Source organism: Neobacillus sp. C211, from assembly GCF_051842875.1.
Taxonomy (GTDB): domain Bacteria; phylum Bacillota; class Bacilli; order Bacillales; family Cytobacillaceae; genus Neobacillus.
This window is the reverse complement of record NZ_JBPXRO010000032.1, coordinates 25343-50570: the sequence shown is the minus strand read 5'-3', so window position 1 is coordinate 50570 and position 25228 is coordinate 25343. Positions and strand designations below refer to the sequence as shown.

Annotated in this window: 26 protein-coding genes and 1 riboswitch; of the genes, 16 read left to right on the top strand and 10 right to left on the bottom strand. The window is 39.3% G+C overall.

Annotation, left to right across the window (positions count from 1 at the left end; translation table 11 throughout):
• Window positions 1–20: 20 nt before the first annotated feature.
• Complete coding sequence (locus tag ACSU6B_RS23745; RefSeq protein WP_215007643.1) at window positions 21–956, bottom strand: 1,4-dihydroxy-2-naphthoate polyprenyltransferase; 936 nt, start codon at window positions 954–956, stop codon at window positions 21–23.
• A gap of 357 nt (window positions 957–1313) precedes the next feature.
• On the opposite strand from ACSU6B_RS23745, the gene ACSU6B_RS23740 reads away from it, so the two are divergent.
• From ACSU6B_RS23740 to menC, 6 genes are all read left to right on the top strand, one after another.
• Entirely contained in the window at window positions 1314–2714 is a 1401-nt protein-coding gene (locus ACSU6B_RS23740; protein ID WP_410888747.1) for an isochorismate synthase, read from the top strand.
• Window position 2715: 1 nt separating this feature from the next.
• Complete coding sequence (gene menD / locus ACSU6B_RS23735; RefSeq protein WP_410888746.1) at window positions 2716–4464, top strand: 2-succinyl-5-enolpyruvyl-6-hydroxy-3-cyclohexene-1-carboxylic-acid synthase; 1749 nt, start codon at window positions 2716–2718, stop codon at window positions 4462–4464.
• The gene (gene menH / locus ACSU6B_RS23730) at window positions 4465–5277 is read left to right on the top strand and encodes a 2-succinyl-6-hydroxy-2,4-cyclohexadiene-1-carboxylate synthase (protein ID WP_410888744.1); all 813 of its coding nucleotides are present in this window, start codon (window positions 4465–4467) and stop codon (window positions 5275–5277) included. It abuts the gene before it with no gap.
• A gap of 18 nt (window positions 5278–5295) precedes the next feature.
• Window positions 5296–6114 carry a 1,4-dihydroxy-2-naphthoyl-CoA synthase gene (menB, locus tag ACSU6B_RS23725; RefSeq protein ID WP_088089340.1) on the top strand — a complete coding sequence of 273 codons (819 nt, stop codon included), beginning with the start codon at window positions 5296–5298 and terminating at the stop codon, window positions 6112–6114.
• An 89-nt stretch (window positions 6115–6203) separates the two neighbouring features.
• Window positions 6204–7697: an o-succinylbenzoate--CoA ligase gene (locus ACSU6B_RS23720; RefSeq protein WP_410888742.1), complete on the top strand. Its 1494-nt coding sequence runs from the start codon at window positions 6204–6206 to the stop codon at window positions 7695–7697.
• On the top strand, window positions 7697–8803 hold the full coding sequence (gene menC, locus ACSU6B_RS23715) for an o-succinylbenzoate synthase (protein ID WP_410888740.1): 1107 nt from the start codon (window positions 7697–7699) through the stop codon (window positions 8801–8803). Before ACSU6B_RS23720 ends, menC begins: the two co-directional genes overlap by 1 nt.
• A 146-nt stretch (window positions 8804–8949) precedes the next feature.
• Here menC and ACSU6B_RS23710 read toward each other — a convergent pair whose 3' ends face one another.
• Entirely contained in the window at window positions 8950–9885 is a 936-nt protein-coding gene (locus ACSU6B_RS23710) for a metal ABC transporter solute-binding protein, Zn/Mn family (RefSeq protein WP_410888739.1), read from the bottom strand.
• A 215-nt stretch (window positions 9886–10100) separates the two neighbouring features.
• On the opposite strand from ACSU6B_RS23710, the gene ACSU6B_RS23705 reads away from it, so the two are divergent.
• Window positions 10101–10673, top strand: coding sequence for a beta-class carbonic anhydrase (locus ACSU6B_RS23705; RefSeq protein WP_168245404.1), 573 nt, complete (start codon window positions 10101–10103; stop codon window positions 10671–10673).
• Here the strand turns inward: ACSU6B_RS23705 and yidD are convergent.
• Window positions 10670–10897, bottom strand: a complete 228-nt coding sequence (yidD, locus tag ACSU6B_RS23700) for a membrane protein insertion efficiency factor YidD (protein ID WP_214717689.1) — start codon at window positions 10895–10897, stop codon at window positions 10670–10672. The two genes, ACSU6B_RS23705 and yidD, sit on opposite strands and share 4 nt — an antisense overlap.
• A 141-nt stretch (window positions 10898–11038) precedes the next feature.
• Here yidD and ACSU6B_RS23695 point away from each other — a divergent pair, with 141 nt between their 5' ends.
• On the top strand, window positions 11039–11512 hold the full coding sequence (locus ACSU6B_RS23695; protein ID WP_410888738.1) for an S-ribosylhomocysteine lyase: 474 nt from the start codon (window positions 11039–11041) through the stop codon (window positions 11510–11512).
• A 61-nt stretch (window positions 11513–11573) separates the two neighbouring features.
• On the opposite strand, the gene ytzI is transcribed toward ACSU6B_RS23695, so the two are convergent.
• Together ytzI and ACSU6B_RS23685 are read right to left on the bottom strand one after the other, a co-directional pair.
• The gene (gene ytzI, locus ACSU6B_RS23690) at window positions 11574–11747 is read right to left on the bottom strand and encodes a YtzI protein (RefSeq protein ID WP_214733186.1); all 174 of its coding nucleotides are present in this window, start codon (window positions 11745–11747) and stop codon (window positions 11574–11576) included.
• Between the two features lie 110 nt (window positions 11748–11857).
• On the bottom strand, window positions 11858–12115 hold the full coding sequence (locus ACSU6B_RS23685) for a DUF6154 family protein (protein WP_066258317.1): 258 nt from the start codon (window positions 12113–12115) through the stop codon (window positions 11858–11860).
• A gap of 201 nt (window positions 12116–12316) precedes the next feature.
• Between ACSU6B_RS23685 and ACSU6B_RS23680 the strand changes: the two genes are divergently transcribed.
• On the top strand, window positions 12317–12634 hold the full coding sequence (locus tag ACSU6B_RS23680; RefSeq protein WP_098933275.1) for a hydrolase: 318 nt from the start codon (window positions 12317–12319) through the stop codon (window positions 12632–12634).
• Window positions 12635–12721: 87 nt separating this feature from the next.
• Complete coding sequence (gene ytkD, locus ACSU6B_RS23675; protein WP_410888735.1) at window positions 12722–13195, top strand: RNA deprotection pyrophosphohydrolase; 474 nt, start codon at window positions 12722–12724, stop codon at window positions 13193–13195.
• Between the two features lie 21 nt (window positions 13196–13216).
• Here ytkD and ACSU6B_RS23670 read toward each other — a convergent pair whose 3' ends face one another.
• From ACSU6B_RS23670 to ACSU6B_RS23660, 3 genes are read right to left on the bottom strand one after another with little or no spacing between them, the layout of a single operon-like run.
• Window positions 13217–14023, bottom strand: coding sequence for an ABC transporter permease (locus tag ACSU6B_RS23670; RefSeq protein ID WP_410888733.1), 807 nt, complete (start codon window positions 14021–14023; stop codon window positions 13217–13219).
• On the bottom strand, window positions 14004–14780 hold the full coding sequence (locus ACSU6B_RS23665; RefSeq protein ID WP_410888732.1) for an ABC transporter ATP-binding protein: 777 nt from the start codon (window positions 14778–14780) through the stop codon (window positions 14004–14006). The genes ACSU6B_RS23670 and ACSU6B_RS23665 overlap by 20 nt, the downstream gene beginning before the upstream one ends.
• Window positions 14781–14800: 20 nt before the next feature.
• Window positions 14801–15766, bottom strand: a complete 966-nt coding sequence (locus ACSU6B_RS23660) for an ABC transporter substrate-binding protein (RefSeq protein ID WP_410888757.1) — start codon at window positions 15764–15766, stop codon at window positions 14801–14803.
• Between the two features lie 174 nt (window positions 15767–15940).
• Between ACSU6B_RS23660 and ACSU6B_RS23655 the strand changes: the two genes are divergently transcribed.
• Complete coding sequence (locus tag ACSU6B_RS23655; protein ID WP_410888731.1) at window positions 15941–16735, top strand: alpha/beta hydrolase family protein; 795 nt, start codon at window positions 15941–15943, stop codon at window positions 16733–16735.
• A gap of 37 nt (window positions 16736–16772) precedes the next feature.
• A complete protein-coding gene (locus tag ACSU6B_RS23650) occupies window positions 16773–17015 on the top strand; it encodes a DUF2584 domain-containing protein (protein ID WP_168245394.1) in 243 nt (80 codons plus the stop codon).
• Between the two features lie 43 nt (window positions 17016–17058).
• Here ACSU6B_RS23650 and pckA read toward each other — a convergent pair whose 3' ends face one another.
• Complete coding sequence (pckA, locus tag ACSU6B_RS23645) at window positions 17059–18645, bottom strand: phosphoenolpyruvate carboxykinase (ATP) (RefSeq protein WP_410888729.1); 1587 nt, start codon at window positions 18643–18645, stop codon at window positions 17059–17061.
• Between the two features lie 247 nt (window positions 18646–18892).
• Window positions 18893–19032: riboswitch (SAM riboswitch) on the top strand.
• Between the two features lie 200 nt (window positions 19033–19232).
• Between pckA and metK the strand changes: the two genes are divergently transcribed.
• Entirely contained in the window at window positions 19233–20432 is a 1200-nt protein-coding gene (metK, locus tag ACSU6B_RS23640; protein ID WP_410888727.1) for a methionine adenosyltransferase, read from the top strand.
• A 280-nt stretch (window positions 20433–20712) separates the two neighbouring features.
• Window positions 20713–22617, top strand: coding sequence for an asparagine synthase (glutamine-hydrolyzing) (gene asnB / locus ACSU6B_RS23635; protein WP_410888725.1), 1905 nt, complete (start codon window positions 20713–20715; stop codon window positions 22615–22617).
• A gap of 40 nt (window positions 22618–22657) precedes the next feature.
• Here asnB and ACSU6B_RS23630 read toward each other — a convergent pair whose 3' ends face one another.
• Complete coding sequence (locus ACSU6B_RS23630; protein ID WP_215001180.1) at window positions 22658–23170, bottom strand: gamma carbonic anhydrase; 513 nt, start codon at window positions 23168–23170, stop codon at window positions 22658–22660.
• A 147-nt stretch (window positions 23171–23317) separates the two neighbouring features.
• Here ACSU6B_RS23630 and ACSU6B_RS23625 point away from each other — a divergent pair, with 147 nt between their 5' ends.
• Both ACSU6B_RS23625 and ACSU6B_RS23620 read left to right on the top strand, forming a co-directional pair.
• Entirely contained in the window at window positions 23318–24121 is an 804-nt protein-coding gene (locus tag ACSU6B_RS23625; protein WP_410888723.1) for an alpha/beta hydrolase, read from the top strand.
• A 17-nt stretch (window positions 24122–24138) separates the two neighbouring features.
• Window positions 24139–25221: a tetraprenyl-beta-curcumene synthase family protein gene (locus ACSU6B_RS23620; RefSeq protein WP_410888721.1), complete on the top strand. Its 1083-nt coding sequence runs from the start codon at window positions 24139–24141 to the stop codon at window positions 25219–25221.
• The last annotated feature ends 7 nt before the right edge of the window (window positions 25222–25228 follow it).

Genomic DNA, 25228 nt, shown 5'->3' with positions numbered 1-25228 from the left:
GTCTATGGCAGAAGTTTTTTTTATAAGTAATGACCAGCGAAAATTCCGATTGCTAATAAAAACCCAAATATCGTATTGGTTTGTGCTGTTGCTTTCATCGCTGGTGCCATTTGAATCGGCAAGGTATTTTCAATAAATCCTTTGGTTGCTTTAATAGCCTTTGGAGCGCTAAGAATTACAAGTGCTGTCCAAATTGGTAAAACACCAATAATGATGAGTCCCAAAACCCAAAGAAATGAAAAAGTGAACATCCCTGTTAATAAGTAAATAGCACCTTTCTTACCTAATAGAATGGCAACTGTTTTACGGCCGTTTTCTTTGTCGCCATCCAAATCACGGATGTTATTCGATAACATAATCATACCAACCAATATCATACTTGGAACTGAAACGAGAATACTTGTGCTGCTGACTGTTCCCGTTTGAATAAAGAAGGCGATTAAAATAATCAGCATCCCCATAAAGAAACCTGAAAGAATTTCACCAAATGGTGTATAGGCGATCGGGAAAGGACCTCCAGTATAAAAATATCCCACAGCCATACAAATTAGGCCTACAACAGCTAACCACCAGCTGCTATTTGCGCAAATATAGACCCCTAATAATAGAGCAATTCCATAAAAGCCAAAAGCAAGATTTAGGACTGTTTTGGGTTTGATTCCGTCACGAACAATCGTACCGCCAATCCCAACGGATTGGGCAGTATCCAGACCGCGTTTGAAATCGAAATATTCATTAAACATATTGGTTGCAGCTTGAATCAATAAACTCGCTAAAAGCATGGCAAAAAATAGACCAAAATGGATGTTCCCATACTTAAGGGCTAATGCCGTACCAAGCAGAACTGGCACGAATGCAGCGGTTAATGTATGAGGGCGGGTCATTTGCCACCAAACTTGAAAGCCGCGGTTTGATTCAACTACAGGATTCGAGCTTTGCTGTATATTTGGTTGCATAGTATCTCTCCCTTTTTAGTTTTTTTCTCTCTATTTAAAGGTTTAGAATCGATTATTTAATGGGCTTTGCCCAAAACTAAGTGTATGAAATTCAAGGAATAGTGTCAATTAATTTTTCTTATCAAATCTAGAAGATTATACCTGTTTGATTATTATTGGATGGTTGGTGGGAAAATGAAACTAATCAAATGAGAAGGCTTTTTTTATCAGTAAGATGAAAACTTAAGATATAATACGGAATGATGCAGGTTTGCTAGTGACAAGTATTACTGACTTCTTTACAATGAGAGTAGTATGTTAAAATTTGCATTAATATGAATGGATAACAGTCATTTCGGCTGTTTTGGAGGGATTTGTTTGGTTACCATTCAAGAATTGGAAATAATGGAACGAGGTCTTTTGGCTGTTAATCGAGCAAAAGAACTTGGCCGGCCCATTTTAATTAGTGAAGTTTATAAAATGGACACGATTAACCCACTATCATTTTTTAATATAGGAAAAGAACATTATCGCGGGGAACGATTTTTCTGGAAGGACCCAACGGACGAGACGGTGCTAATTGGACTTGGGATTTCGAAACAAATTCAGACGGATCAGGCTTCTGACCGCTTTTTTCATGTTGAAAAGGAATGGGAAAAATTTTTAGAGGACTGCCTCATTTTTAATCCATATACAGAAGTTGGTGTAGGGCCAGTCATGTTCGGTGGCTTCTCTTTTGACCCCTACAAGGATAAAACAGACCTCTGGTCCAAGTACGCTGATTCATTGTTCCACATACCCAAATTTTTATTAAGTATCATTCGAGGTCAAACGTATTTAACCACGAATACAGTTTGTACTCCCCATGAGGATCCTTATATATTTAAGAAAGTAAGCAATGAGAGAAATCAGCTATTAAATTCGCTCCATCAGAATGAACGGATGAGTACAGCGTCACTTCTAGAAACGCGAGAGATTGAACCAGAGAAGTGGAAAAAAACTGTTGATGGAGTTGTGAAGGAATTAACAGAAGGCCCGCTTAAAAAGGTCGTTCTTGCCCGAGAATTACGGCTTATATTTGACGATCAGGTAGAGGCAGAGGATGTATTGAATAATTTATATATGCAGCAGCATGAAAGCTTTATTTTTGCATTTGAATCGAATGGTGATTGTTTTATTGGGGCATCTCCAGAAAGACTAGTGAAAAAACATGGCAATGAGGTTTATTCTACCTGCCTTGCCGGTTCTATTTCACGGGGGAAAACCGAACAAGAAGACCTTAAATTAGGTCAAATGTTATTAAATGATCAAAAAAATCTGATTGAGCATGGTTTCGTGGTAGAAATGATTAAGGAAGCACTTGAAGAATCATGTGAAGAAATTATCCTGCCCGACAAGCCGCAGTTGATGAAGATACGGGATATTCAGCACCTATATACCCCTGTTATCGGAAAATGCCATAATGATGCTTCCTTGTTGTTATTAGTCGAAAGACTTCACCCAACACCAGCACTCGGCGGACTGCCAAAGGATGAAGCAGTTGTAAAGATTAGACAAGTAGAGGAACTGGACCGTGGATTCTATGCTGCCCCTTTAGGGTGGGTGGACTACAGAAAAAATGGCGAATTTGCTGTTTCGATTCGATCTGGATTGATCCAGGGGGATGAAGTATCGTTGTTTGCAGGTTGTGGAGTAGTAGCAGATTCTGACTCAGAAATTGAATATTTGGAGACGAGCTTGAAATTTAAACCAATGCTCCGAGCCCTTGGAGGAAATTAATATGAATCAACAAGAATCATTAACAGCCTATATAGCCGCCGTAGTTTCTGAACTTATTTTTTCGGGAGTTACGAATGTAGTTGTTAGCCCTGGTTCAAGGTCAACTCCAATGGCGATGATCATGGCAGAACATCCTGACCTGAAAGTCCATATCCATGTAGATGAACGGTCAGCGGCTTTCTTTGCGTTGGGAATTGCAAAGTCGTTAAATAAGCCAGTTGCCATACTTTGTACTTCAGGTACAGCCGCAGCAAACTATTTTCCTGCGATTGTTGAAGCGCGTTATGCTCGGGTACCATTGATAGTACTTACAGCGGATCGACCGCATGAACTGCGAGAGGTTGGTGCCCCACAGGCAATCGACCAAATTCATTTATATGGGAAGCATGTGAAATGGTTCTCCGAAATGGCATTGCCTGAAAAAAGTGATGAAATCATTCGCTATGCCAGGACCGTTTGTGCCCGGGCAGTTGCGATTGCCACAAGTGCCCCTTCTGGTCCTGTACATTTGAATTTTCCTTTCAGAGAGCCGCTAATTCCAAAGATGGATGATGACCTCTTCCAGCTTAATGAACGACCAAATGGGTATATAAAAGTTCAAAACGGGGACTTAACCCTTTCAGATGAACATTTTCAGGAAATAGCTGAAAGGCTTAATAAGACAAATAAAGGTGTTATTATTTGTGGAAACATGGGAGGTTCTGAATTTCCTAGAGCGGTTACGCAATTAGCTGAGAAATTAAATTTTCCAATCATTGCAGACCCCTTATCACAATTAAGAAGTGGGCAGCATAGCCTTAAAAATATCATTGAAACTTATGATACCTTCCTAAGGAATGAAGATGCAAAAACCTTCCTTAAACCAGAAGTTGTTATTCGATTAGGTGCGATGCCAATATCAAAAGCATTAACGATCTTCTTAAAAGAAAATGGAGATGCAGAACAATTTGTGATTGATGGCGGCGGAGGCTGGCGTGATCCTTCATCCTTGTCAACCAGTATGATCTTTTGTGATGAATCGGTATTCTGCAAGAAGCTATTGTCATATACGAATGAGAATCCCTCATCCCAATTTTTAACGAAATGGAAAAGGGTAAACGGGCTAACCAAAGAAAATATGAATGCTCTAAGTGATATAACAGAATTAAGTGAAGGCAAACTATTTTATCAATTAGCCGATATGGTGCCAGAGGGTGCTACCCTTTTTGTTGGCAATAGTATGCCAATTCGCGACTTGGATAGTTTTTTTATTAACAATAATAAAGCAATCAAAATAATGGCGAACAGGGGAGCCAATGGGATCGATGGTACGGTTTCGACCGCTCTAGGTGCAGCTTTATACTCAAAATCCTTATACCTTGTCCTTGGCGATTTAACATTTTTCCACGACTTAAATGGTCTGATTGCAGCAAAGTTGTACAATATAGATATTAATATTCTTCTGGTTAACAATAATGGAGGCGGAATTTTTTCCTTCCTTCCTCAATCGGAGCATCCTAAGAATTTCGAACTGCTGTTTGGTACTCCACTAGATCTTGAATTTGAGCATGCGGTTAAAATGTTTAAGGGTAAATTTACGAGGATTGAAGATTGGGACCATTTAGGGTCAGAAATGATGAAGGCTACGGATCAAACAGGGTTAAAAGTATATGAGCTTAGAACAAACAGAGACGTTAACCGTGACGAGCACCGCGGATTTTGGAGCTTTGTTTCCCGGGAAATATCGAACTTTGTCAAAGGTGAACAGTAAATGAAGATTGTTAGCGATGGGATTCAATATCATGTCGAAGATTACGGGGAAGGATCTATCCCGCTTGTTCTTTTACATGGATTTACCGGGGACAGCACGACATGGACTCCTTTCTATGATGCTTGGGGGAAGCAAATGAAACTAATTAATCCTGACATCATTGGACATGGAAAAACAGAATCACCCGATGTACTTAGTCGATATCAAATAGAGTCAGTTGCGAAGGATTTAAATACGATCCTTGAACATTTAGATGTTAAGCAAGTAGATCTACTTGGTTACTCAATGGGTGGAAGACTTGCCCTTACTTTTGCCCTGCTTTTTCCTGAGCGGGTCCGTAAATTAATACTTGAAAGTGCCTCACCAGGTCTGGAAACAGAAAATGAAAGTCAACTTCGCCGTATGAAAGATGCGGAACTTGCTAAATTTATTAAAGAACAGGGGATAAGCGCGTTTGTAGATTATTGGGAAGGGATCCCCCTTTTTCAAACGATGAAACAACTGCCTTCAGCACAAAAGCAGGTCATAAAGGAACAGCGTTTAAACAATTCGCCTACTGGGCTCGCGAACAGCCTGCGTGGGATGGGAACCGGATCTCAGCCTAACTGGTGGGGGAAATTAAACGAACTAACTTGCGAGGTTCTGCTCTTAACGGGTGAAGAAGATAAAAAGTTTTGTGATATAGCGGATAAAATGATGAAAGAGCTAAAAAATGGCTTTTGGGTGGTTATTGAAGGTAGTGGGCATGCAATTCATGTGGAAGAACCAGAAAAGTTTGGTACAATAGTAAGTGACTTTTTGTCAAAAGAATAAATAAGGGAGGATATCATTTTGACAGTAGAATGGATTGCAGGACGCAAATATGAGGAAATTCTATATGAAACATATAATGGTATTGCGAAAATTACCATTAATCGTCCACATGTACATAATGCATTTACACCGAGAACTGTTTCGGAATTAATTGATGCTTTTGCCTTCGCACGAGATGATTCTAGTGTAGGAGTTATTATTTTAACTGGAGCAGGAGATAAGGCATTTTGTTCAGGTGGTGACCAAAAAGTTCGTGGTCATGGGGGATATGTTGGAGAGGATCAAATTCCTCGTCTAAATGTTCTTGACCTACAGCGCCTCATTCGTGTTATTCCAAAACCTGTTATCGCAATGGTAAAAGGATATGCCATCGGTGGTGGTCATGTGCTGCACATTGTGTGTGACTTAACGATTGCAGCTGATAATGCTATTTTCGGACAAACTGGACCGAATGTTGGAAGCTTTGATGCTGGATACGGCTCAGGCTACCTAGCTAGAATTGTTGGACATAAAAAAGCTCGGGAAATCTGGTTCCTATGTCGTCAATACAATGCCCAGGAGGCACTTGATATGGGCTTAGTGAATACGGTTGTTCCGCTTGAAAGAGTAGAAGAAGAAACGATTCAATGGTGTAGTGAAATACTTGAGAAAAGTCCAACTGCCCTTCGTTTCTTGAAAGCAGCCATGAATGCTGATACAGACGGATTAGCTGGTCTTCAACAATTTGCTGGCGACGCAACCCTGCTTTACTATACAACCGATGAAGCCAAAGAAGGCCGTGATTCATTTAAAGAAAAGCGTAAGCCTGATTTTGGTAAATTCCCTCGTTTTCCTTGATAGTTTTACCAGCAGCTTGATGGTTTCCATCAGGCTGTTTTTAATAGAAAAGCGGGGAAAAAGCAAGACAGATTAGGAAGGTGACAATTATGCAAAGCGAAATGATGCCTAATTTTTTGAAGAAAAGAGCGTTTCTAACCCCTGAACGAATAGCTGTTTATTTTCAGGAACAAACCATAACCTTCGGCGAACTCTACCAACGTTCTTATCAAGTGGCAGGACAGTTACAAGGGTTAGGAATGCATAAAAACCAATATGTTGGTGTGTTATTAAATAGCAACCTAGATACAGTTGTAATATTATTTGCCCTTCAACTGTTAGGAGTTAGGGCTGTAATTTTGAACAACCGCCTTTCTCCGTCGGAACTAGTATGGCAGCTAATTGATGCAAAGGCCGTCTCTTTAATTATTGAAGATACTTTTTCTGAAACAAAAACCTTCATAAATAATCAAATTCCATCAATTTGTACGCTGACAAAGGCCGAGATAGTTTTCGGCAGTCAGAACGCGCCCAATATTCAGGAAGAAATCAGCTTATCAGAAATTTGTACGATCATGTATACGTCCGGAACCACAGGAAATCCCAAGGGAGTAATCCAAACCTATGGAAATCACTGGTGGAGTTCCGTTGGTTCAGCCTTAAATTTAGGATTTATTGAAGGGGATTCCTGGCTTTGTAACGTTCCGCTTTTTCATATTAGCGGCTTTTCAATTTTAATGCGCAGTGTCATATATGGAATGCCGATCGTTCTCCACGACCATTTTGATGTTGAAGAAACTATTTATGATATTCATGATAAAAAAGTGACCATCATGTCAGTGGTTGGTACTTCCCTGAGACGAATAGTTGATGCTCTTCGAGAGAGGCGCCTGCCTAATCATTTTCGCTGTATGCTTCTTGGAGGAGGACCTGCACCATTACCATTACTCCAAGCGTGTATAGAAAAAGAAATTCCTGTATTCCAAACCTATGGAATGACCGAATCCTCCTCGCAAATCGTGACGCTCGCTCCAGAATATAGTCTGACGAAGCTAGGCTCGGCAGGAAAGCCGTTGTTCACCTCGCAGCTTCAAATAGTTGCAGAAGATGGTGGTCTGGCTCCCTCAGGTATGCCAGGTGAAATTGTCATAAAAGGACCCAATGTTACCCCAGGGTATTTATTCCTACCTGAAGTAACAGAAGAAAAGTTTATTAATGGCTGGTTCCACACGGGAGATGTGGGCTACTTAGATGAAGATGGCTTCTTATATGTACTCGATCGGCGTTCTGACTTAATTATTTCAGGGGGAGAGAATATTTACCCTGCAGAAATTGAGGCAGTTTTGTTAGCCCATCCGGATGTTTCAGAGGCTGGTGTGACAAGTTTAGAGGATACTGAGTGGGGACAAGTGCCGATTGCTTATATTGTAAAAAGAGAAGGAACAAATCCTTCGGTTGGAGCACTTGAGCAATTTTGTAAAGAGCGTTTAGCCAAATATAAAGTCCCTAAAGCATTTTATTTTACTAAGGAACTACCTAGAAACGCATCGAAAAAAATACTCCGCCGAGAGCTCCGAGAGTGGGTGAAAGAGGAGATCCGGTAATGAAGATAGCAGCAGTAGAGTTAAATGTCATTCAAATGCCCTTAAATGACCCGTTTCTGACCCATTTAGGAGCCGTGAAGAACCGTGAGGGAATAATCATTAAGATAACCAATTCCGATGGTGTATCAGGGTTTGGAGAGGGCGTTGCCTTTTCTACTCCTTGGTACACAGAAGAAACGGTTAAAACAAGTTTACATATGTTAACTGATGTTTTGATTCCACTCCTTCAAAAAGCACCTTTAAACCATCCTGAGGAGGTCTCTCAGCTGTTTAGCTCGGTAAGAAGGAACAATATGGCTAAGGCTGCCTTAGAAACAGCTGTATGGGATTTATTTGCGAAGAGTCATTCGCTGCCACTATCAAAACTGCTTGGGGGAACACGATCTTTGATTGCGTCAGGGGTTGTAGTGGCCACAGATTCCACTAAAAATGCACTCCAGCAAATTGAGCAATATCTAGAGGACGGTTATCAAAGGATTAAAGTTAAAATAAATCCACAGCAGGATTATGCTTTTCTTTCTGAAATTCGCCGTTTTTATCCTGAACTGCCAATCATGGCAGATGCGAATTCTGCCTATACGATTAAGGATATAGAACGAATAAAAGCTCTTGATGACTTTAAGTTGCTGATGATCGAGCAGCCGCTGGGATATGATGATATTCTTGAACATGCCTTGCTTCAAAAAGAAATTAAAACACCTATTTGTTTGGACGAAAGCATTGTCAGCTATGATGATGCTCGAAAAGCCATCGAGTTCGGAAGTTGTCAGGTAATAAATATTAAAGTGGGCAGGGTAGGGGGCTTGTATGAAGCGAAACGAATTCATGACTATTGCTTCGAAAAGGGCATACCGGTTTGGTGTGGGGGTATGATCGAGTTTGGGGTTTCTAGGGCCCATAATATTGCACTCGCCTCATTACCAGGATTTTCGATCCCAGGAGATATCTCTGCTTCTAATCGTTTTTGGGAGGAAGATATTATTACCCCAGAAGTAAACGTTAAAAACGGTTTTGTCAAAGTCCCATCCGGTCCTGGGATTGGATTTGAAATAAACGAAAAAAGATTACAAGAAACCTTACTGTGGAAAGAAACAATTGTTTTATAAAAATGTTTTTATAAAGCTCATAGTTAATTTTGGAACAATGTTGATTGGAGCGAAGCGTCTGAAGCGGAAATCAACATCCAAATTTAAAAGAGAATATATAAAAATGAACCAGGTCAAAAGCGGCCTGGTTCATTTCATCTTCAAATTTAGTTATTTAACGCTATCTCTAATGATTCAAGATTTTTATTCATTAATGAAAAATAGGTTTCTTTGTTTTTGATGTTGTCGGTAGACAAAACAGCAAGATTATGAATGTGTAATGCCTTTGCCCCAATTTCTTTTTGAACAATTTTTCCGAGTTTTGATTGGACATTTTGTTCGAAAAGCATATAGTGTATACCATCATGTTCAGCTACAGAAATAATTTTTTCTAATTCCTTTTGGGTTGGCTCATTAGCAGTCGAAAGACCAGATATACTGATTTGTTCAATCCCATAACGTTTTTCCCAATAACTGAACGCCGCATGTGTAACGATAATCTTTTTATGCTTCGCATGTGTAATTGTCTGCTTATATTTAGTATTTAGTTCATCTAACTTTTGGGCAAGTTGTTTAAAATTCTCATTGAATAGTTCTTTGTGCTGCGGCATTTGTTTAATTAATGAATCACGGATGACAGCAGCCATTTCCTTTGAATAAATGGGGTCAAGCCATACATGTGGGTTGACATCCGAATTGCTATGGTCATGTTCTTCTTCATGTGAATCGTCGCTTTTTGGGAGTTTTAGTTCCTCAGCCGTTGGGACTAATGTGACATGTTCATTTTTCAATGTTCCCTTTGCTTTTTCCACAAATCCTTCAAGTCCAAGTCCAATGTAGAAAAATAAGTCGGAATCGGCTAAATTCATCATATCCTTTTGGGATGGTTCAAATGTGTGTTCATCTGCCCCAGGTGGATAGATCGTTTTTACATTTACATATTTTCCACCAATTTGTGCAGTAAAATATTGAAGTGGGAATACTGTTGTATAAATAGTTAACTGGTCCTTCCTTTTTTGTACATGGTCTTTACCATTTGAACACGCGGACAAAAGAAGACTTAATGGTAACAGAAAAGAAAGGAAAAGGATGATTTTTTTCATAAAGACTCCTTTAATATATAATTAAATCGGATTAATTACGATTTATTATCGAAATTTTTTTTGAATTCTGAATGATTACGAATGTATAATACGGAACGATTCCGATTTCCATTTGTATCTTACAAAAAAAATTCCGCAAAAGCAAGTATAAAAATTTGGTTTCATCATTAAAAATTAGGTATGCTTAGAAAGAAACAATAGAAAGGATGGTTATCATGAGTAACCCTACATTATTGAATGAGCTGTTAGACTATAATAAAAAATTTGTGGAGAACCACGAATATGAAAAGTATGAAACAACTAAATTCCCTAATAAACGCATGGTGATTCTTACATGTATGGATACCAGATTATTGGAATTATTGCCGAAAGCATTGAATTTGGGAAATGGTGATGCAAAGATCATAAAAGACGCAGGGGGTCTAGTGTCACACCCTTTTGGAAGTGTGATGAGAAGTATACTGATTGCTGTATATCAATTGAAGGCTCAAGAGGTTTTAGTCATTGCCCATTATGATTGCGGCATGAGCGGTCTAAAAGCAGAACCAGTGATCGAGAATATGATGGAACGTGGAGTATCAGAAGAAACGATTGACACGCTTACATATTCTGGAATAAACATTAAAAAATGGCTTCATGGATTTGATAATGTGACCGAGAGTGTTGAGCACAGTGTAGGTATCATAAAAAATCATCCATTAATGCCAAAAGGTGTTCCTGTTCATGGATTGGTCATCGACCCAAAGACAGGAAAGCTTGATTTAATTGTTGATGGCAATAAGAATTAAAGCTTTTCTTTTTCAGGAACAGGATCCAAGCCACCAGGATGAAAGGGATGACATTTTGATATCCTTTTGATGGTGAGCCAGCCGCCTTTTAAAGCACCAAACCGCCCAATCGCTTCCAGACCATAATGGGAACAAGTAGGATAAAAACGGCAGGTCGGCGGTTTTATAGGTGAGATAACAATTTGATAAAAACGTATAATCGCTAGGAAGGCTTTTTTTAACATGTCAATCTCTCCTTAACTACAATTAACTACAAGATACCATAAATAAATAATATCGTCTAAATTGTTAATTGTATGTAAGTGGATGAAAAAACTCGGAATTTATTGTATGATAAATGGTAGATAAAAAAAGGAGTGATATCGATGCCTTCAGTTGAAAGCTTTGATTTAGATCATAACGCTGTTAAAGCCCCTTATGTGAGACATTGCGGGGTCCACAAAGTTGGAAGTGATGGTGTTGTTAATAAATATGATATTCGCTTTTGCCAGCCCAATAAACAGGCGATGAAACCTGATGTCATTCATACACTAGAACACTTGCTTGCCTTTAATCTTCGTGAGCACTCCGAGAAGTATGATCACTTTGATATTATCGATATTTCACCAATGGGCTGCCAAACCGGCTATTACCTTGTTGTCAGCGGCGACCCGACTGTGGAGGAAATCATTGATCTTCTTGAGGATACAATGAAGGCTGCAGTTGAAATCGTCGAAATTCCTGCTGCAAATGAACGACAATGCGGCCAAGCAAAACTGCATGATTTGGAAGGCGCTAAACGTTTAATGCGTTTCTGGCTTGAACAAAGTAAGGAAGACCTTAAACAGGTATTTGCTTAATTAGAAAAGCTGAAGCTAGACAAATAATAAAAATTCCTATTCTACTTGAATAGGAATTTTTTTAAGCTTTATTTTGATCCTGATTATGTTCTTGGTCCTTCTCTTGGTCAAGATATGGATTATTTTCTATTGGGTCCACAGTATGTTTATATGTGTAGGCTTTAGAAGTGGTGCCCACGGCTAGAAGCAGGACAATGATAACAATAATAATACAAATAACAGCTACTACATACATTCGTGTGAATGCCTCCTTTTTTCTTTATTGTAGCATAAATGGATGCTTTTTTGAGAAAAGAAAAAGGGAAGCCCGTGTTTGAGCTTCCTTCCTTATGTTTTTATGTACAATCAATGAATATTTCGAGGATGATAAGTATTTGTACGATGTTGTCCGTACTCTTCTTGGGCAAATTTACCTTTCAAACTTTCAATTAAATAAATACCCATTAAATTGTATAATTCCTGCTTATCCATTTCTTGGATTAAAGCAAGTAGATCCTCATGTGACATCTCTTCTAAAAAGGCAAATGCTAGCATGTCGATATCCTCTTCATCACCGGTTAGCTTGTTTCGGTACATTTCGTACAACTCATCAACTAATTTCATTTCGATACACCTCCTAGTTATTCTTTTCCCTTATAAGTATAAAATAATTCTACCTTAACCGTTTGTAAATTAACAGAAAAATCTGTTTCTTTGATTGTATGTTTATTATAGCGTATTCATTTCTAAAAAAATAATCGAAATTTGACAAAGAATAAATTTTTTCTATTTGCAAATTACTAATGAGTAAAAGGGGATGACATAATGGATCAGCAAAAGAAGACCTATTATATAGATGTTGGAAGCGGTGAAATATCTCAAAGTGCAACAAGTTCAACCTGGAGCTATAAAATACAGGCAGATAATGAAGAAATAACTCAGCTGCGCGAGCTTTTTGACCAAAACTATTCCACCGAGTGGAAAAACTTCATTAGAGCCCATGTGCCTTATGTTGAGTATCATTATGACCGTGAAAACGATGCATATGACAGTACGATTCAGCAAGTATATGGGATGTTGCATAAACTTGGTGACGCGGAAGCAAAAAATCATATTGAAAGTATGAATATACTACCAAAATAAAATTTTCACCTGTAAGAAAAATCCTAACTTTAGGATTTTTCTTTTTTTTATTATAATTAAGTATAAAATAGTTGAGGCGGAAATTAGATGATGCGATTTTTAGATGAAAATGGGAATCCAGTAGAATTGTCTTTTTTACCAAATGCTTTCGAAGAGGAAGCAAAACATGTGTTAGTCATTTGCCAGTATGGGGAAGAGTGGCTATTGACGAACCATAAAAAAAGAGGACTTGAATTTCCGGGTGGAAAAATGGAATCAGGGGAAACTCTTGAGGAGGCAGCCCACCGAGAAACTTATGAAGAGACAGGTGCAATCCTAGGTGAGCTAAAATTTATTGCTGAGTATAAATTTACCGACCCAATGAGGTCTTATGTGAAGGCTGTCTTTTGGGGAAAGGTCGCTAGGGTTGAAGAAACGACTAGTTACCACGAAACCAATGGTCCTGTTGTTGTTAAAGGAGATATATTGCAACAGCGATTTGAGGATGATTACAGCTTTATTATGAAAGACCAAGTCGTCGAGCAATGCGTTAAACTCATTCAAAAGCACGAAAAAGAATAGCAGAAAGTACATGACAATCCACTATTCTTTGATAATTTTTTTCTCTAATAATTCAACAAGCTGGTACATAATGGTAGCAAATACCGCGATAACCAAAAGTGATAAGAAAACAAGTGTAAAATTAAATACTTGGAAGCCATAAATGATCATGTATCCAAGTCCTCTAGAGGATACAAGGAATTCTCCTACGATCACACCGACCCAAGACAGACCGACATTTACCTTAAGAGTAGAAATAATCGTTGGAAAACTCGCGGGGAGGATAGCTTCTTTAAAGCATTGCCAACGAGTTGCTCCGAAAGTTTGGAGTACTTTAAGATAATTCGGATCCACCTCTTTAAATGAGGTATATACCACAATGGTGGTAATGATAATTGAGATAATCGCACCCATGGCAATAATCGATGAATACCCAGGGCCTAGCGCCACAATCAAAATGGGCCCTAATGCGACTTTCGGCATGGCATTTAAAATAACAAGATAAGGATCAAGCACCCTTGAAATCATTGGTGACCACCAGAGGATAGCAGCTAATATCGTACCCAGTAGTGTGCCTAGAATAAATCCTAGGACGGTTTCCGTTAAGGTTACGCCAATATTGCTAACTAAAGTTCCATCCTGAATTTTTTCCAGGAGTAAATTCCATATCTTTGAGGGAGAACTGAAAAGAAGCGGGTCAATCCACTGTTTTTGACTAAACAATTCCCAACTAGAGAAAAAGACGATAAAAATGATCGCCTGATAAAATCCGACCCATCTTTTCTCAACCTGCAATGATTGAATATAGTTTTTATGGAGGAGTTCCAGTTTATTCTTTTTCTCGCTCAAGAGACTCCAACTCCCTCCATATGGTTTGAAAGATACTTGTATATGCCTCATGATTTCTTGCTTCAAATGGGGATATATTTCTTAGTTCCTCCGGCATCGTAAATGTTTTATAGATTCTCCCGGGACTTGGTGAAAGCAGAAAAACGCGATCGCTCATGGCAATAGCCTCACCAATATCGTGAGTAACGAGAATAGCTGTTTTTCCAAATTTATCTAATGTTTGTGATACTAAATCCTCCAATTTAAGCTTAGTTTGATAATCGAGAGCGGAAAAAGGCTCATCAAGCATAAGCAGTTTTGGTTCTGTGGCAAGCGTCCGGACGAGAGCCACCCGCTGCCTCATACCCCCTGATAACTGCCTAGGAAGCTGTTTTTCCACCCCTGTTAATCCGATTTGGCTTAACAGGTCAAGGGTAGCCAATCTTGTTTTTTGGTTCAACTGCTTTGATAACTTCAAACCGATCAGGATATTCTCTTCAATCGTTTTCCAAGGGAACAAATAATCTTGTTGGAGCATATAACCGATTTGGTTTTTTGCGGTAGTTACCGGTTTTTTTTCTAACAAGACAGTACCTTGCGTTGGTTTAAGCAAACTAGAAATAATGGAAAGCAGAGTCGTCTTACCACAGCCGCTGGGGCCGAGGAGGGAGACAAACTCGCCCTCCTCCACTGTTAATGAAATATCGGAGAGGGCCGTGGTGGCAGAGGCTTTAGTAAAATAGGTGTGATGAATATTTTGAACGGTCAAAAAGCTCATAAGAACGGCCTCCCTTTCCTTTATTCTTTTATTATCTTGTCAGCGATTTCTGTATTTACAAGTGTTTGATGATCTACTTCTTTTGGCAGTACTCCTGCTTCGTTCATGATGTTTTGTAGATTGTTCCACTCCTCTTGGTCAAGGATTGGATCTGTTGCAAAAGATCCTTGATTTTTATAACGCTCAACAACAGTGGTCATAATTTCTAAATCTGTATCTGGAAAAAACGGTTCCACCGCTTTTGCAATTTCCTCAGCACTGTGCGACTCTACCCATTGTTGAGCTTTGTAAATTGCTCGTGTGAACTTTTCAATCGTTCCCTTATTTTCTTTCATATAGCTTTCCTTGGACATAAACGTAGTATATGGTACGTGGCCAGACTCTTTACCGAAGGAAGCAACAATATGACCTTTTCCTTCTTTTTCAAAAATACTAGCCGTTGGCTCAAATAATTGCACAAATTCGCCCGTTCCAGAAGCAAAGGCATTGGCAATATTGGCGAAATCAATGTTCTGGATTAAGTTCAAATCCTTTTGAGGATCAATCCCATGCTTCTTTAAAACAAATTCGCCAACCATCTGTGGCATGCCGCCTTTACGTTGCCCTAAGAAGGTTTTTCCTTTTAAGAGGTCCCATGAAAAATTATCAATCTTTTCTCTAGCAACGAGGAAAGTACCATCGGTCTGGGTTAATTGTGCAAAATTGATGACGGGGTCGTTTGCGCCTTGGGCATAAACATAAATCGATGTTTCTGAACCAACTAGGGCAACGTCCGCCCCCCCAGAAATCAGAGTGGTCATGGTTTTGTCGCCGCCGGGTGTTGTTGTTAGCGTGACGTCTAAACCTTCAGCTTTGAAAAATCCTTTGGCTAGGGCAACATACTGCGGGGCATAGAAAATGGACCGGGTAACTTCAGCGATTCGAACTTTCTCAAGTTTCTTTGTTTCATTTTTTGTGGAGCTATTACAAGCGACAAGTGAAAACATAAGTATAGTGATAAGCAGAAAGGAGAAACTGAACTTTAACGATTTTTTCATGAAGCGAGCCTCCTTATTTATCATAAAAAATCTGGGCTAATTGCCTAAGATATCGTATGAAGAGGAGAAAAATGTGTGAATGCCTAGAGAGAATAAATTTTATAAAAAAGGGAAGTTTTGCTGATGAGCCAATACAATGACGGAAAGATTGTTGATATCACGCGCTTTCCTTCTCCAAATCCAAATATTGAATTAAAAGTAATCACTTACCTTTCCAATGGATTACGAGTGAAAGGCATGCTTGCGGAACCGATTGGGGAAGGTGAGTATGATGGATTCCTTTATTTACGCGGCGGCATTAAAAATGTTGGTAAAGTTCGACCAGCAAGGATTGCCCAGTTCGCAGCTGAGGGCTTTGTTGTTTTTGCACCTTATTATCGTGGAAATCAAGGTGGGGAAGGCAATGAGGATTTTGCCGGGGACGACAGGGAAGACGCCTTTTCCGCCTTTTTGCTGTTAAAATCTATGCCCAGAGTACGTGAAATACATATATTTGGGTTCTCGCGGGGTGGTGTAATGGCGCTTTTGACAGGAATTGAATTCCCTGAGACCGCGTCTGTTGTCAGCTGGGGCGGGGTCAGTGATATGTCTCTCACCTATTTGGAACGTAAAGATTTACGCAGAATGATGAAGAGGGTCATTGGCGGAACCCCTCAGAAATTTCCGGAACGGTATCAAGACAGGACCCCTCTTTATCAAATAGAAAAGATCAAAGCCCCTGTCCTGATTATCCATGGTGCTAAAGACGGAAATGTTTCGGTGGAGCATGCGTATCGTCTTGAAAGAAGGCTGAGGTTAGTAGAAAAACCAGTCGAAGCATGGTATTTTAACGAATTTACACATTACTTCCCACCAGCAGTAAATAGAAAAGTCGTGAATGATTTAACGAAGTGGATGAAAAGTCACCGTAAAAGATGATAATATATAGGTATTACAAGTAGAGGAGCGGATGTTTATGGGTATGCCTCTTGAGTTAAATACGATGATTGTAACTAAAGGTAGAGAAAAACGAGTGGAAGAAAACGTCTTTTTGCTAGAAAAAGAAGGGTACAGACTTTATCCAATTGAGATTCCGATTGATGTAAGAAAAACAATCGATAGTGATTCAAGTGGTACCGCATTGATAAAAAAAGTCGAGTTGCAAAATAACAGCACGACCATAACCTATCAATTAATTTCATTAAATTCGACTAACTAATGAGATTAGAAAGCCCATATCGAATCGATATGGGCTTTCGATATTATGCTATTGGTCCGCCTTTTTCTTCAATATCACGTGAAACATTAGTGAACTTTTTAAAGTTTTCGCGGAACTTTGCGGCTAATTCCTTTGCTTTCTTTTCATATGCCTGCGAATCCGACCAAGTTTTAATCGGCTGTAGGACTTCGTCTGGTACACCTGCAATATGGAGCGGGATATTTAATCCAAAGATCGCGTCCTTGACAGTCTCCACATGGTTTAATTCTCCCTCAAGAGCGGCTTCAACCATAGCGCGCGTGTAGGAAAGTTTCATTCGATTACCGACCCCATATTCGCCGCCGGTCCAGCCAGTATTGACAAGAAAAACATTGGCATTGTGCTCAAGTATTTTTTCACCGAGCATTTCTGCGTAACGAGTCGCAGGCAGCGGCAGGAATGGAGCACCAAAGCAAGTGGAGAAGGTAGCTTGTGGTGACGTTATTCCACGCTCTGTTCCGGCTAGTTTTGAGGTGTAGCCACTTAAAAAGTGATACATTGCTTGTTCCTTTGTTAATTTTGAAATTGGAGGCAAGACTCCGAATGCATCAGCGGTTAAAAAGACAATCGTATTTGGGTGGCCAGCGATACTTGGTTGAACAATATTATCAATTGCGTCAATCGGATAAGCGGCACGTGTATTTTCGGTCAACGTTCCATCATCATAATCAGGGATTCTTGATTCCTGATTCAATGTTACATTTTCTAGGACAGTTCCAAAGCGGATGGCATCAAAGATTTGCGGCTCCTTTTCACGAGAAAGATTGATACATTTTGCGTAGCAGCCCCCCTCGATATTAAAGACACCATTAGAGGACCAACCGTGCTCATCATCACCAATTAATCGACGATTGGAATCCGCTGATAAAGTTGTTTTGCCAGTTCCAGACAAGCCAAAGAATAAAGCAACATCGCCTTCAATCCCAACATTGGCAGAACAGTGCATCGAAAAAATATTGTTTTCAGGCAGTAAATAATTCATTACAGAAAAAATCGACTTTTTCATTTCCCCTGCGTATTCTGTACCACCTATTAAAACAATTCTTTTTTCAAAAGAAATCATAATAAATGCTTCCGAGTTGGTACCATCGATAGCCGGATCTGCTTTGAAATTAGGTGCAGAAATAACGGTAAATCCAGCATCATGGGTAAGTAGTTCAGCATCCGACGGGCGAATAAATAACTGGTGTACAAATAAATTTTGCCACGCTAATTCATTTACCACTTGGATGGATAAACGTGATTTTTTATCAGCACCCGCAAATCCTTTAAAAACAAAGATCTCATTTTTCTGTTGTAAATAATTAATGACCTTTTGATAAAGCTTTGTAAAAACCGGTTCTGAAATTGGTTGATTGGTCGTGCCCCATTCAATTTTGTCTTTAGTTGAATCTTCTAAAACAATGAATTTATCCTGTGGAGACCGGCCAGTATACTTTCCAGTAGCGACACTAATTGCTCCCGTAGAAGTTAATGCTCCTTCATGACGGGTTAAGACTTTCTCAACTAATTGAGGAACAGATAATTGCACATGAACATGACTTTCATTTAACAATTGATTTAATTCATTAGGAGTATCAACAGAATTCATTTAATGAGACCTTCCTTTATTTAGTTTTTAGATTGTTAATAATATAAAAAGTATAACACATTAGCTGAATTAATGTATCCTATTTAACTGGATTTATATATTATAAAACTTTAATTGAAGATATAAAAAAAATTTATAAAAGATACTAACATATTTCGTATATTTCCCATTTTGTTGAAAAACATTTCTTAAAAAATTCATTGACATTGTTGGGCAGTGTGATATTATTCTAATTTGAACGGATACTCTCTTATCCTGAGCTGGTGGAGGGACAGGCCCAATGAAACCCAGCAACCTGCAGTATGAAAAGATTGACCACTTAAAAGGTCCTTTTCAGGATGCGAAGGTGCTAATCTGACGCAAGGCTTTGACCTTGAACGATAAGAGCGAAAGGCCCGGAACAACCTTTCCTCTCTGGTAAGGTTTTTTGTTTTGTATAAGTCCTTTATGAAAAGAGTCTCTAATAAAAATCCTTTGTTAATTACATACTAAGGGAATGAGTACCGTATCAAATTCTCGATGTTTAAGGAAGTATTCCTGTAACCTTTCTAAAACCTCGATTATCTCATATTATAGGAGGAATTCAGATGTCAACAAAACGTCGTTTGTTCACTTCTGAATCAGTTACTGAGGGTCATCCTGATAAGATCTGTGACCAAATTTCTGATTCCATTTTAGATGCTATTTTAGCAAGGGATGCTAATGCCCGTGTTGCGGCTGAAACTTCAGTAACAACAGGACTAGTGCTAGTAGCAGGAGAAATCACCACATCTACCTACGTGGATATTCCAAAAATTGTTCGTGAAACGATTAAAAACATCGGCTACAATCGCGCGAAATTCGGTTTTGACTCAGAAACCTGTGCTGTTTTAACATCTATTGATGAACAGTCTCCAGATATCGCGATGGGTGTTGACCAAGCTTTGGAAGCCCGTGAAGGTCAAATGTCTGATGAACAAATCGAAGCAATTGGTGCAGGGGACCAAGGTTTAATGTTTGGTTTTGCTTGTAATGAAACAAAAGAGCTTATGCCTCTTCCTATTTCACTAGCGCACAAACTTGCTCGCCGTTTAACAGAAGTACGTAAAGATAAGGTTCTTGATTACTTACGTCCAGACGGAAAAACACAAGTAACGGTTGAATATGATGAGAACGATAAACCAGTACGTATTGATACGATTGTTATTTCCACTCAACACAATCCTGAAGTTGAGTTAGAGCAAATTCAACGTAACTTGAAGGAATATGTTATTAATCCGGTAGTTCCAAAAGAATTAATCGATGAAAAGACAAAATACTTTATTAATCCAACCGGCCGTTTCGTTATTGGCGGACCACAAGGGGATGCTGGCTTAACAGGCCGTAAAATCATTGTAGATACGTATGGTGGATATGCTCGCCATGGCGGTGGTGCATTCTCTGGTAAGGATCCTACAAAAGTGGACCGTTCAGCTGCCTACGCCGCACGTTATGTTGCCAAAAATATCGTTGCCGCTGGCCTTGCTGATAAGGTAGAAGTTCAACTTGCCTATGCAATTGGAGTTGCTAGACCCGTTTCGATTGCAGTTGATACGTTTGGGACAGGTAAAGTGAGCCAAGACGTGTTAGTTGATTTAGTAAGTGAAAACTTCGACCTTCGTCCTGCAGGTATCATTAATATGTTGGATCTTCGTCGCCCAATTTACCAACAAACAGCAGCTTATGGTCATTTTGGCCGTACAGATGTGGATCTTCCTTGGGAGCGCACAGATAAAGTAGAAACATTACGCCAACAAGCAAATCTATAAAACGTTATGGGGGTTACATTCTACATGTAGCTCCCGTTTTTATTTCTCCGTCTATTTACCTGTATAGTAATTCAATTAGTGAATAAAATGTAATGTTTAGGCAGGTCAAAAGAAGTAAAAAATGATGATAATTAATTTGCCTATTGTTCACAGTGCAATTTTAATAAAAAAAGTGGTAGTATTAGAGAGTATGTTTTTCTGTCTAGCACTAACGCAAGGCGTTTGCGCTTTGGAGCAATACGTCCTTTTAAAGGATATTTAGAATGAGGTGAAGTACATAATGTGTGGTTTTATCGGTTGTGTACACGACAAAACACAAAACTATAGTGATGAGCAAAAACAACAATTTAAAAATATGAACGATATTATAACTCATCGCGGGCCGGATGATGATGGTTTTTATTATGATGATCATATCCAATTTGGGTTCCGCCGTTTAAGTATCATTGATATTGAGAGTGGTCATCAACCGCTTACGTATGAAAATGAACGCTATTGGATTATCTTTAATGGTGAAGTTTATAACTATGTAGAACTGCGCGAGGAACTATTGAGCGAAGGATTAACCTTTTCAACTAGCTCTGATACCGAGGTTATTATTGCACTCTACAGCCATTTGAAGGAAAAAGCCGTCGAAAAACTACGCGGAATGTTCTCCTTTGTCATCTGGGATAAACAAGAACAAACTCTTTATGGCGCGCGTGATCCGTTCGGGATTAAACCGTTTTTTTATTTTGAAGATGGTGAAAGAACATTTTTTGCCTCTGAGAAAAAGAGTATTCTATTGGGGCTCGAAAATGATGTTATTAACTATGATTCCTTGCAGCATTATTTGACCTACCAATTTGTTCCTGAACCAACCACCATGTCTGATGGTATTAAGAAATTAGAGCCAGGTCATTTTTTTACCAAAAAGATTGGCTCACCAATGGAAATCAAAAGATATTGGAAAGCACACTTTAAACCAGTTCACAAATCAGAGCCTGACTTTATCAAGGAAATTAAAGATGTCCTGTTCGATTCTGTAAAAATGCACATGCGCAGTGATGTTCCAGTAGGCTCATTCCTTTCTGGCGGGATTGATTCTTCGATTATTGCATCGATTGCAAAAGAATATCACCCTGCGATTAAAACCTTTTCGGTAGGTTTTGAGCATAATGGATTCAGTGAAATTGATGTCGCAAAAGAGACAGCTGAGAAGCTTGGTGTCGAAAATATCAGCTATGTGATTTCACCGCAGGAATATATGAATGAAATTCCAAAAATTATGTGGCATATGGATGATCCGCTGGCAGACCCTGCTTGTGTCCCGCTTTATTTTGTTGCCCGTGAAGCGAGAAAGCACGTAACCGTTGTTCTTTCAGGTGAAGGTGCAGATGAATTATTTGGCGGCTACAATATTTATCACGAGCCGCAATCCTTAGAGGTGTTTAATAAAATTCCGAGAGCAGGAAAAGTGCTTTTAAAAGGGATAGCGGGTATGATGCCTGAGGGAATGAGAGGAAAAAGCTTTATAGAACGCGGTGTAACTCCTATGGAAGAACGTTACATTGGTAATGCGAAAATGTTTACCGAAGAAGAAAAGCGCGAACTACTAAATGTCTATCGTGAGGGATTAGATTACACTGATATAACGAAGCCGCTTTACGCTGAATCGAGTGGTTATGATCCTGTTGACCGGATGCAGTATATTGATATCCATACATGGATGCGCGGCGATATTTTGCTGAAGGCCGATAAAATGACGATGGCTCATTCCTTAGAACTTCGTGTGCCATTCCTTGATAAAGCGGTCTTCGAAGTGGCATCAAAAATTCCGACCAGCCTGAAAACAGTGCATGGAACGACGAAGTATATCTTACGTAAAGCAGCCGAAGGTGTTGTACCTGCCCATGTACTTGATCGGAAGAAACTTGGGTTCCCTGTACCAATCCGTCATTGGTTAAAGGATGAAATGAACGAATGGGCGAAGAAGATCATCCGCGAAAGCAATACGGATCATTTGATCAATAAATCATATGTGCTTCAATTGCTTGAAGACCATTGCCAAGGTAAAGCCGATAATAGCAGGAAGATTTGGACTGTGCTGATGTTCATGGTATGGCATCAAGTATATGTTGAAGATGTCTATTCCTTTCAACGTGATTACGCACTAGAAAAGGCCCTGCAAACATCGAAAAATTAATCGTAAAAGCACCCAAATTTCTTGGGTGCTTTTGCTTTTTTTATTTTTGAAGTGACTTATAATATTGTCCCTTTTCTGCATATTCTGTAGAGATTCTTACCATATCTTTTATGTCTTCTGGTGTTAATTCTCTAATAACTTTTGCCGGTCTGCCAAATGCTAAGGTATTAGGGGGAATTTTTTTCCCTTGCGGAACCAGACTGCCAGCTCCAATAAAAGCACCTTCGCCGATTTCGGCATTATCAAGAATGATGGAACCCATTCCTATTAACGCTTTTTTTCGAATGATACAACTGTGTAGAATAACCTGATGACCAATCGTTACTTCATCTTCTAAAATTAGCGGGTTATTGGGGCTTTGGTGTAAGATAGAATTATCTTGTATATTTACTTTCTTACCAATAATGGTTGGGGCTACGTCCCCTCTGATAACGGTGTTAAACCAAACACTTGATTCATCGCCAATCTCAACATCACCGGTAATCGTCACATAGTCGGCAATATAAGCAGTATCAGCTATGCGGGGATACTTCCCTTTAAATGGATAAATCATTATTCTCGCTCCTTTTACATGATGATTCTATTTTATCGGAAGTATGAAGTGATTCACAAAAAATTTGTCTTTTTTATTAAAAAAGGACTAAAGATAGTTTGAAATTTTTCCAACAATAGGTAATTACTAATTCCAGGGGGGAAAACTATGTGGAAGTGGGAAGCAGAAGGAGAAGCGAAGGCTGTAATCGTGATCGTCCATGGCGCTATGGAACATCATCGCCGTTATGGCTGGCTGATTGAAATGTGGCGTTCGGCTGGATTCCATATCATTATGGCAGATCTTCCGGGGCAAGGGATGACAACAAGAGCAAACCGCGGCCATATTAATTCCTTCGATGAATATATTTTCGAGGTGAAAGATTGGATACAGGCTGCTTATCGTTATAATTTACCAGTCTTTTTACTTGGTCACAGTATGGGCGGCTTGATCTCAATCCGTCTATTACAGGAAGAAAGATTGAATGTTGCTGGAGTCATTCTTTCTTCCCCATGTTTAGGGTTGGTTCATACCCCTTCAAAATTTTTAGATATTCTATCGCATGGTCTGAATGTGGTTTTCCCTTCACTACGGATGAATTCCGGATTGACAGTCCAAATGGCGACAAGAAACGAAGAAGTAAGGGAAGCCGATTCAAATGATACTCTCTATATTACCAAGGTATCGATCAGATGGTATCGGGAACTGGTAGGGGCGATAAAAGAGGCATTTCAAGACCTTGAAAAAATACAGGATATTCCCATGCTTGTCATGCAAGGTGGAGATGACAAAATTGTAAATAAAGGCACCGTAAAAGAATGGTTCAATCATGTTCCATTATCTGAAAAAAGATTTAAGGAATGGCCGAAATGTTACCATGAAATCTTTAATGAACCAGAGCGGGAAGAGGTATTTGAGTATGCAAAGGATTTTGTTTTAAGTCAATTAAAAGCAATAGGTTATATTGTTTAGAAAGGTTGTCGGTTTCAATGATGCCAATCACCCTTATGTCTAGGGTATATCGCAAAATACTTCCAGCAGTACACAAAGAATTGGCTTATTGGAAAAGCCGTGCTGAAAACATTCCGAATGCGGAGCTAAGAACCCAAGCTCTCGCAAGCATTGAGCATAAAACATTCCATTGTGAAGGTGGAGCCATCCTCGCACTAACTGCTAAAGAGGACTATAAAAAAGCCATAAAATTTATCGTTGCCTATCAAACCATCAGTGATTATCTAGATAATCTTTGTGACAGAAGTACCTCCCTTGATCCTGAGGATTTTGCAGCACTCCATGAATCGATGTCAGATGCCTTTGTTCTACAGGCTGGCAAAAAAAACTATTACCGGCTCCGCGCGGATCAGGATGATGATAATTATTTGTATGATTTATCGGAAACCTGTCGTTCTGTCTTAAGAGAAGTAAATAATTATGATGGAATCAAAGATTACTTGCTTGAGCTTTGCCAATACTATTGTGATTTACAAATTCACAAGCATGTAACTCAAGAGGAGAGAGTCCCTCGTCTTGAAAAATGGTTTCAAACCAACCAATACCAGCTGCCTGAAATGGAATGGTATGAATTCTCGGCATGTTCCGGTTCTACCTTAGGAATTTTTTGCCTCATATCCTATGCGCTTCGTGATGATTTTCAGCTGAGTGATGCAGAAAATATCAGGAAGGGGTACTTTCCATATATTCAGGGCTTACATATTTTATTGGATTATTTTATTGATCAAGAGGAGGACATCGCGGGAGGGGACTTGAATTTTTGTTCCTATTATCAAAGTGAGGAAAAACTTTTTCAGCGGTTGAAGCATTTTGTGGTTGAAGCTGACCGGCACACGGAATACCTTCCGCATAAGAACTTCCATCGCCTGATTAATCGTGGTCTGTTAGGAATTTATTTATCAGATGCCAAGGTCCGCAAACAGAAAAACGTCCGTAAACTGGCAAAAGGCATTATCAAGTCGGGCGGCTGGATTAGTTATTTCTTTTATTTCAATGGTCTTGCCTACCGTTCTGTGCAAAAATCAGTACCGGCATTTGTAACAAGGTTAATGACAAAATAAACCAGGC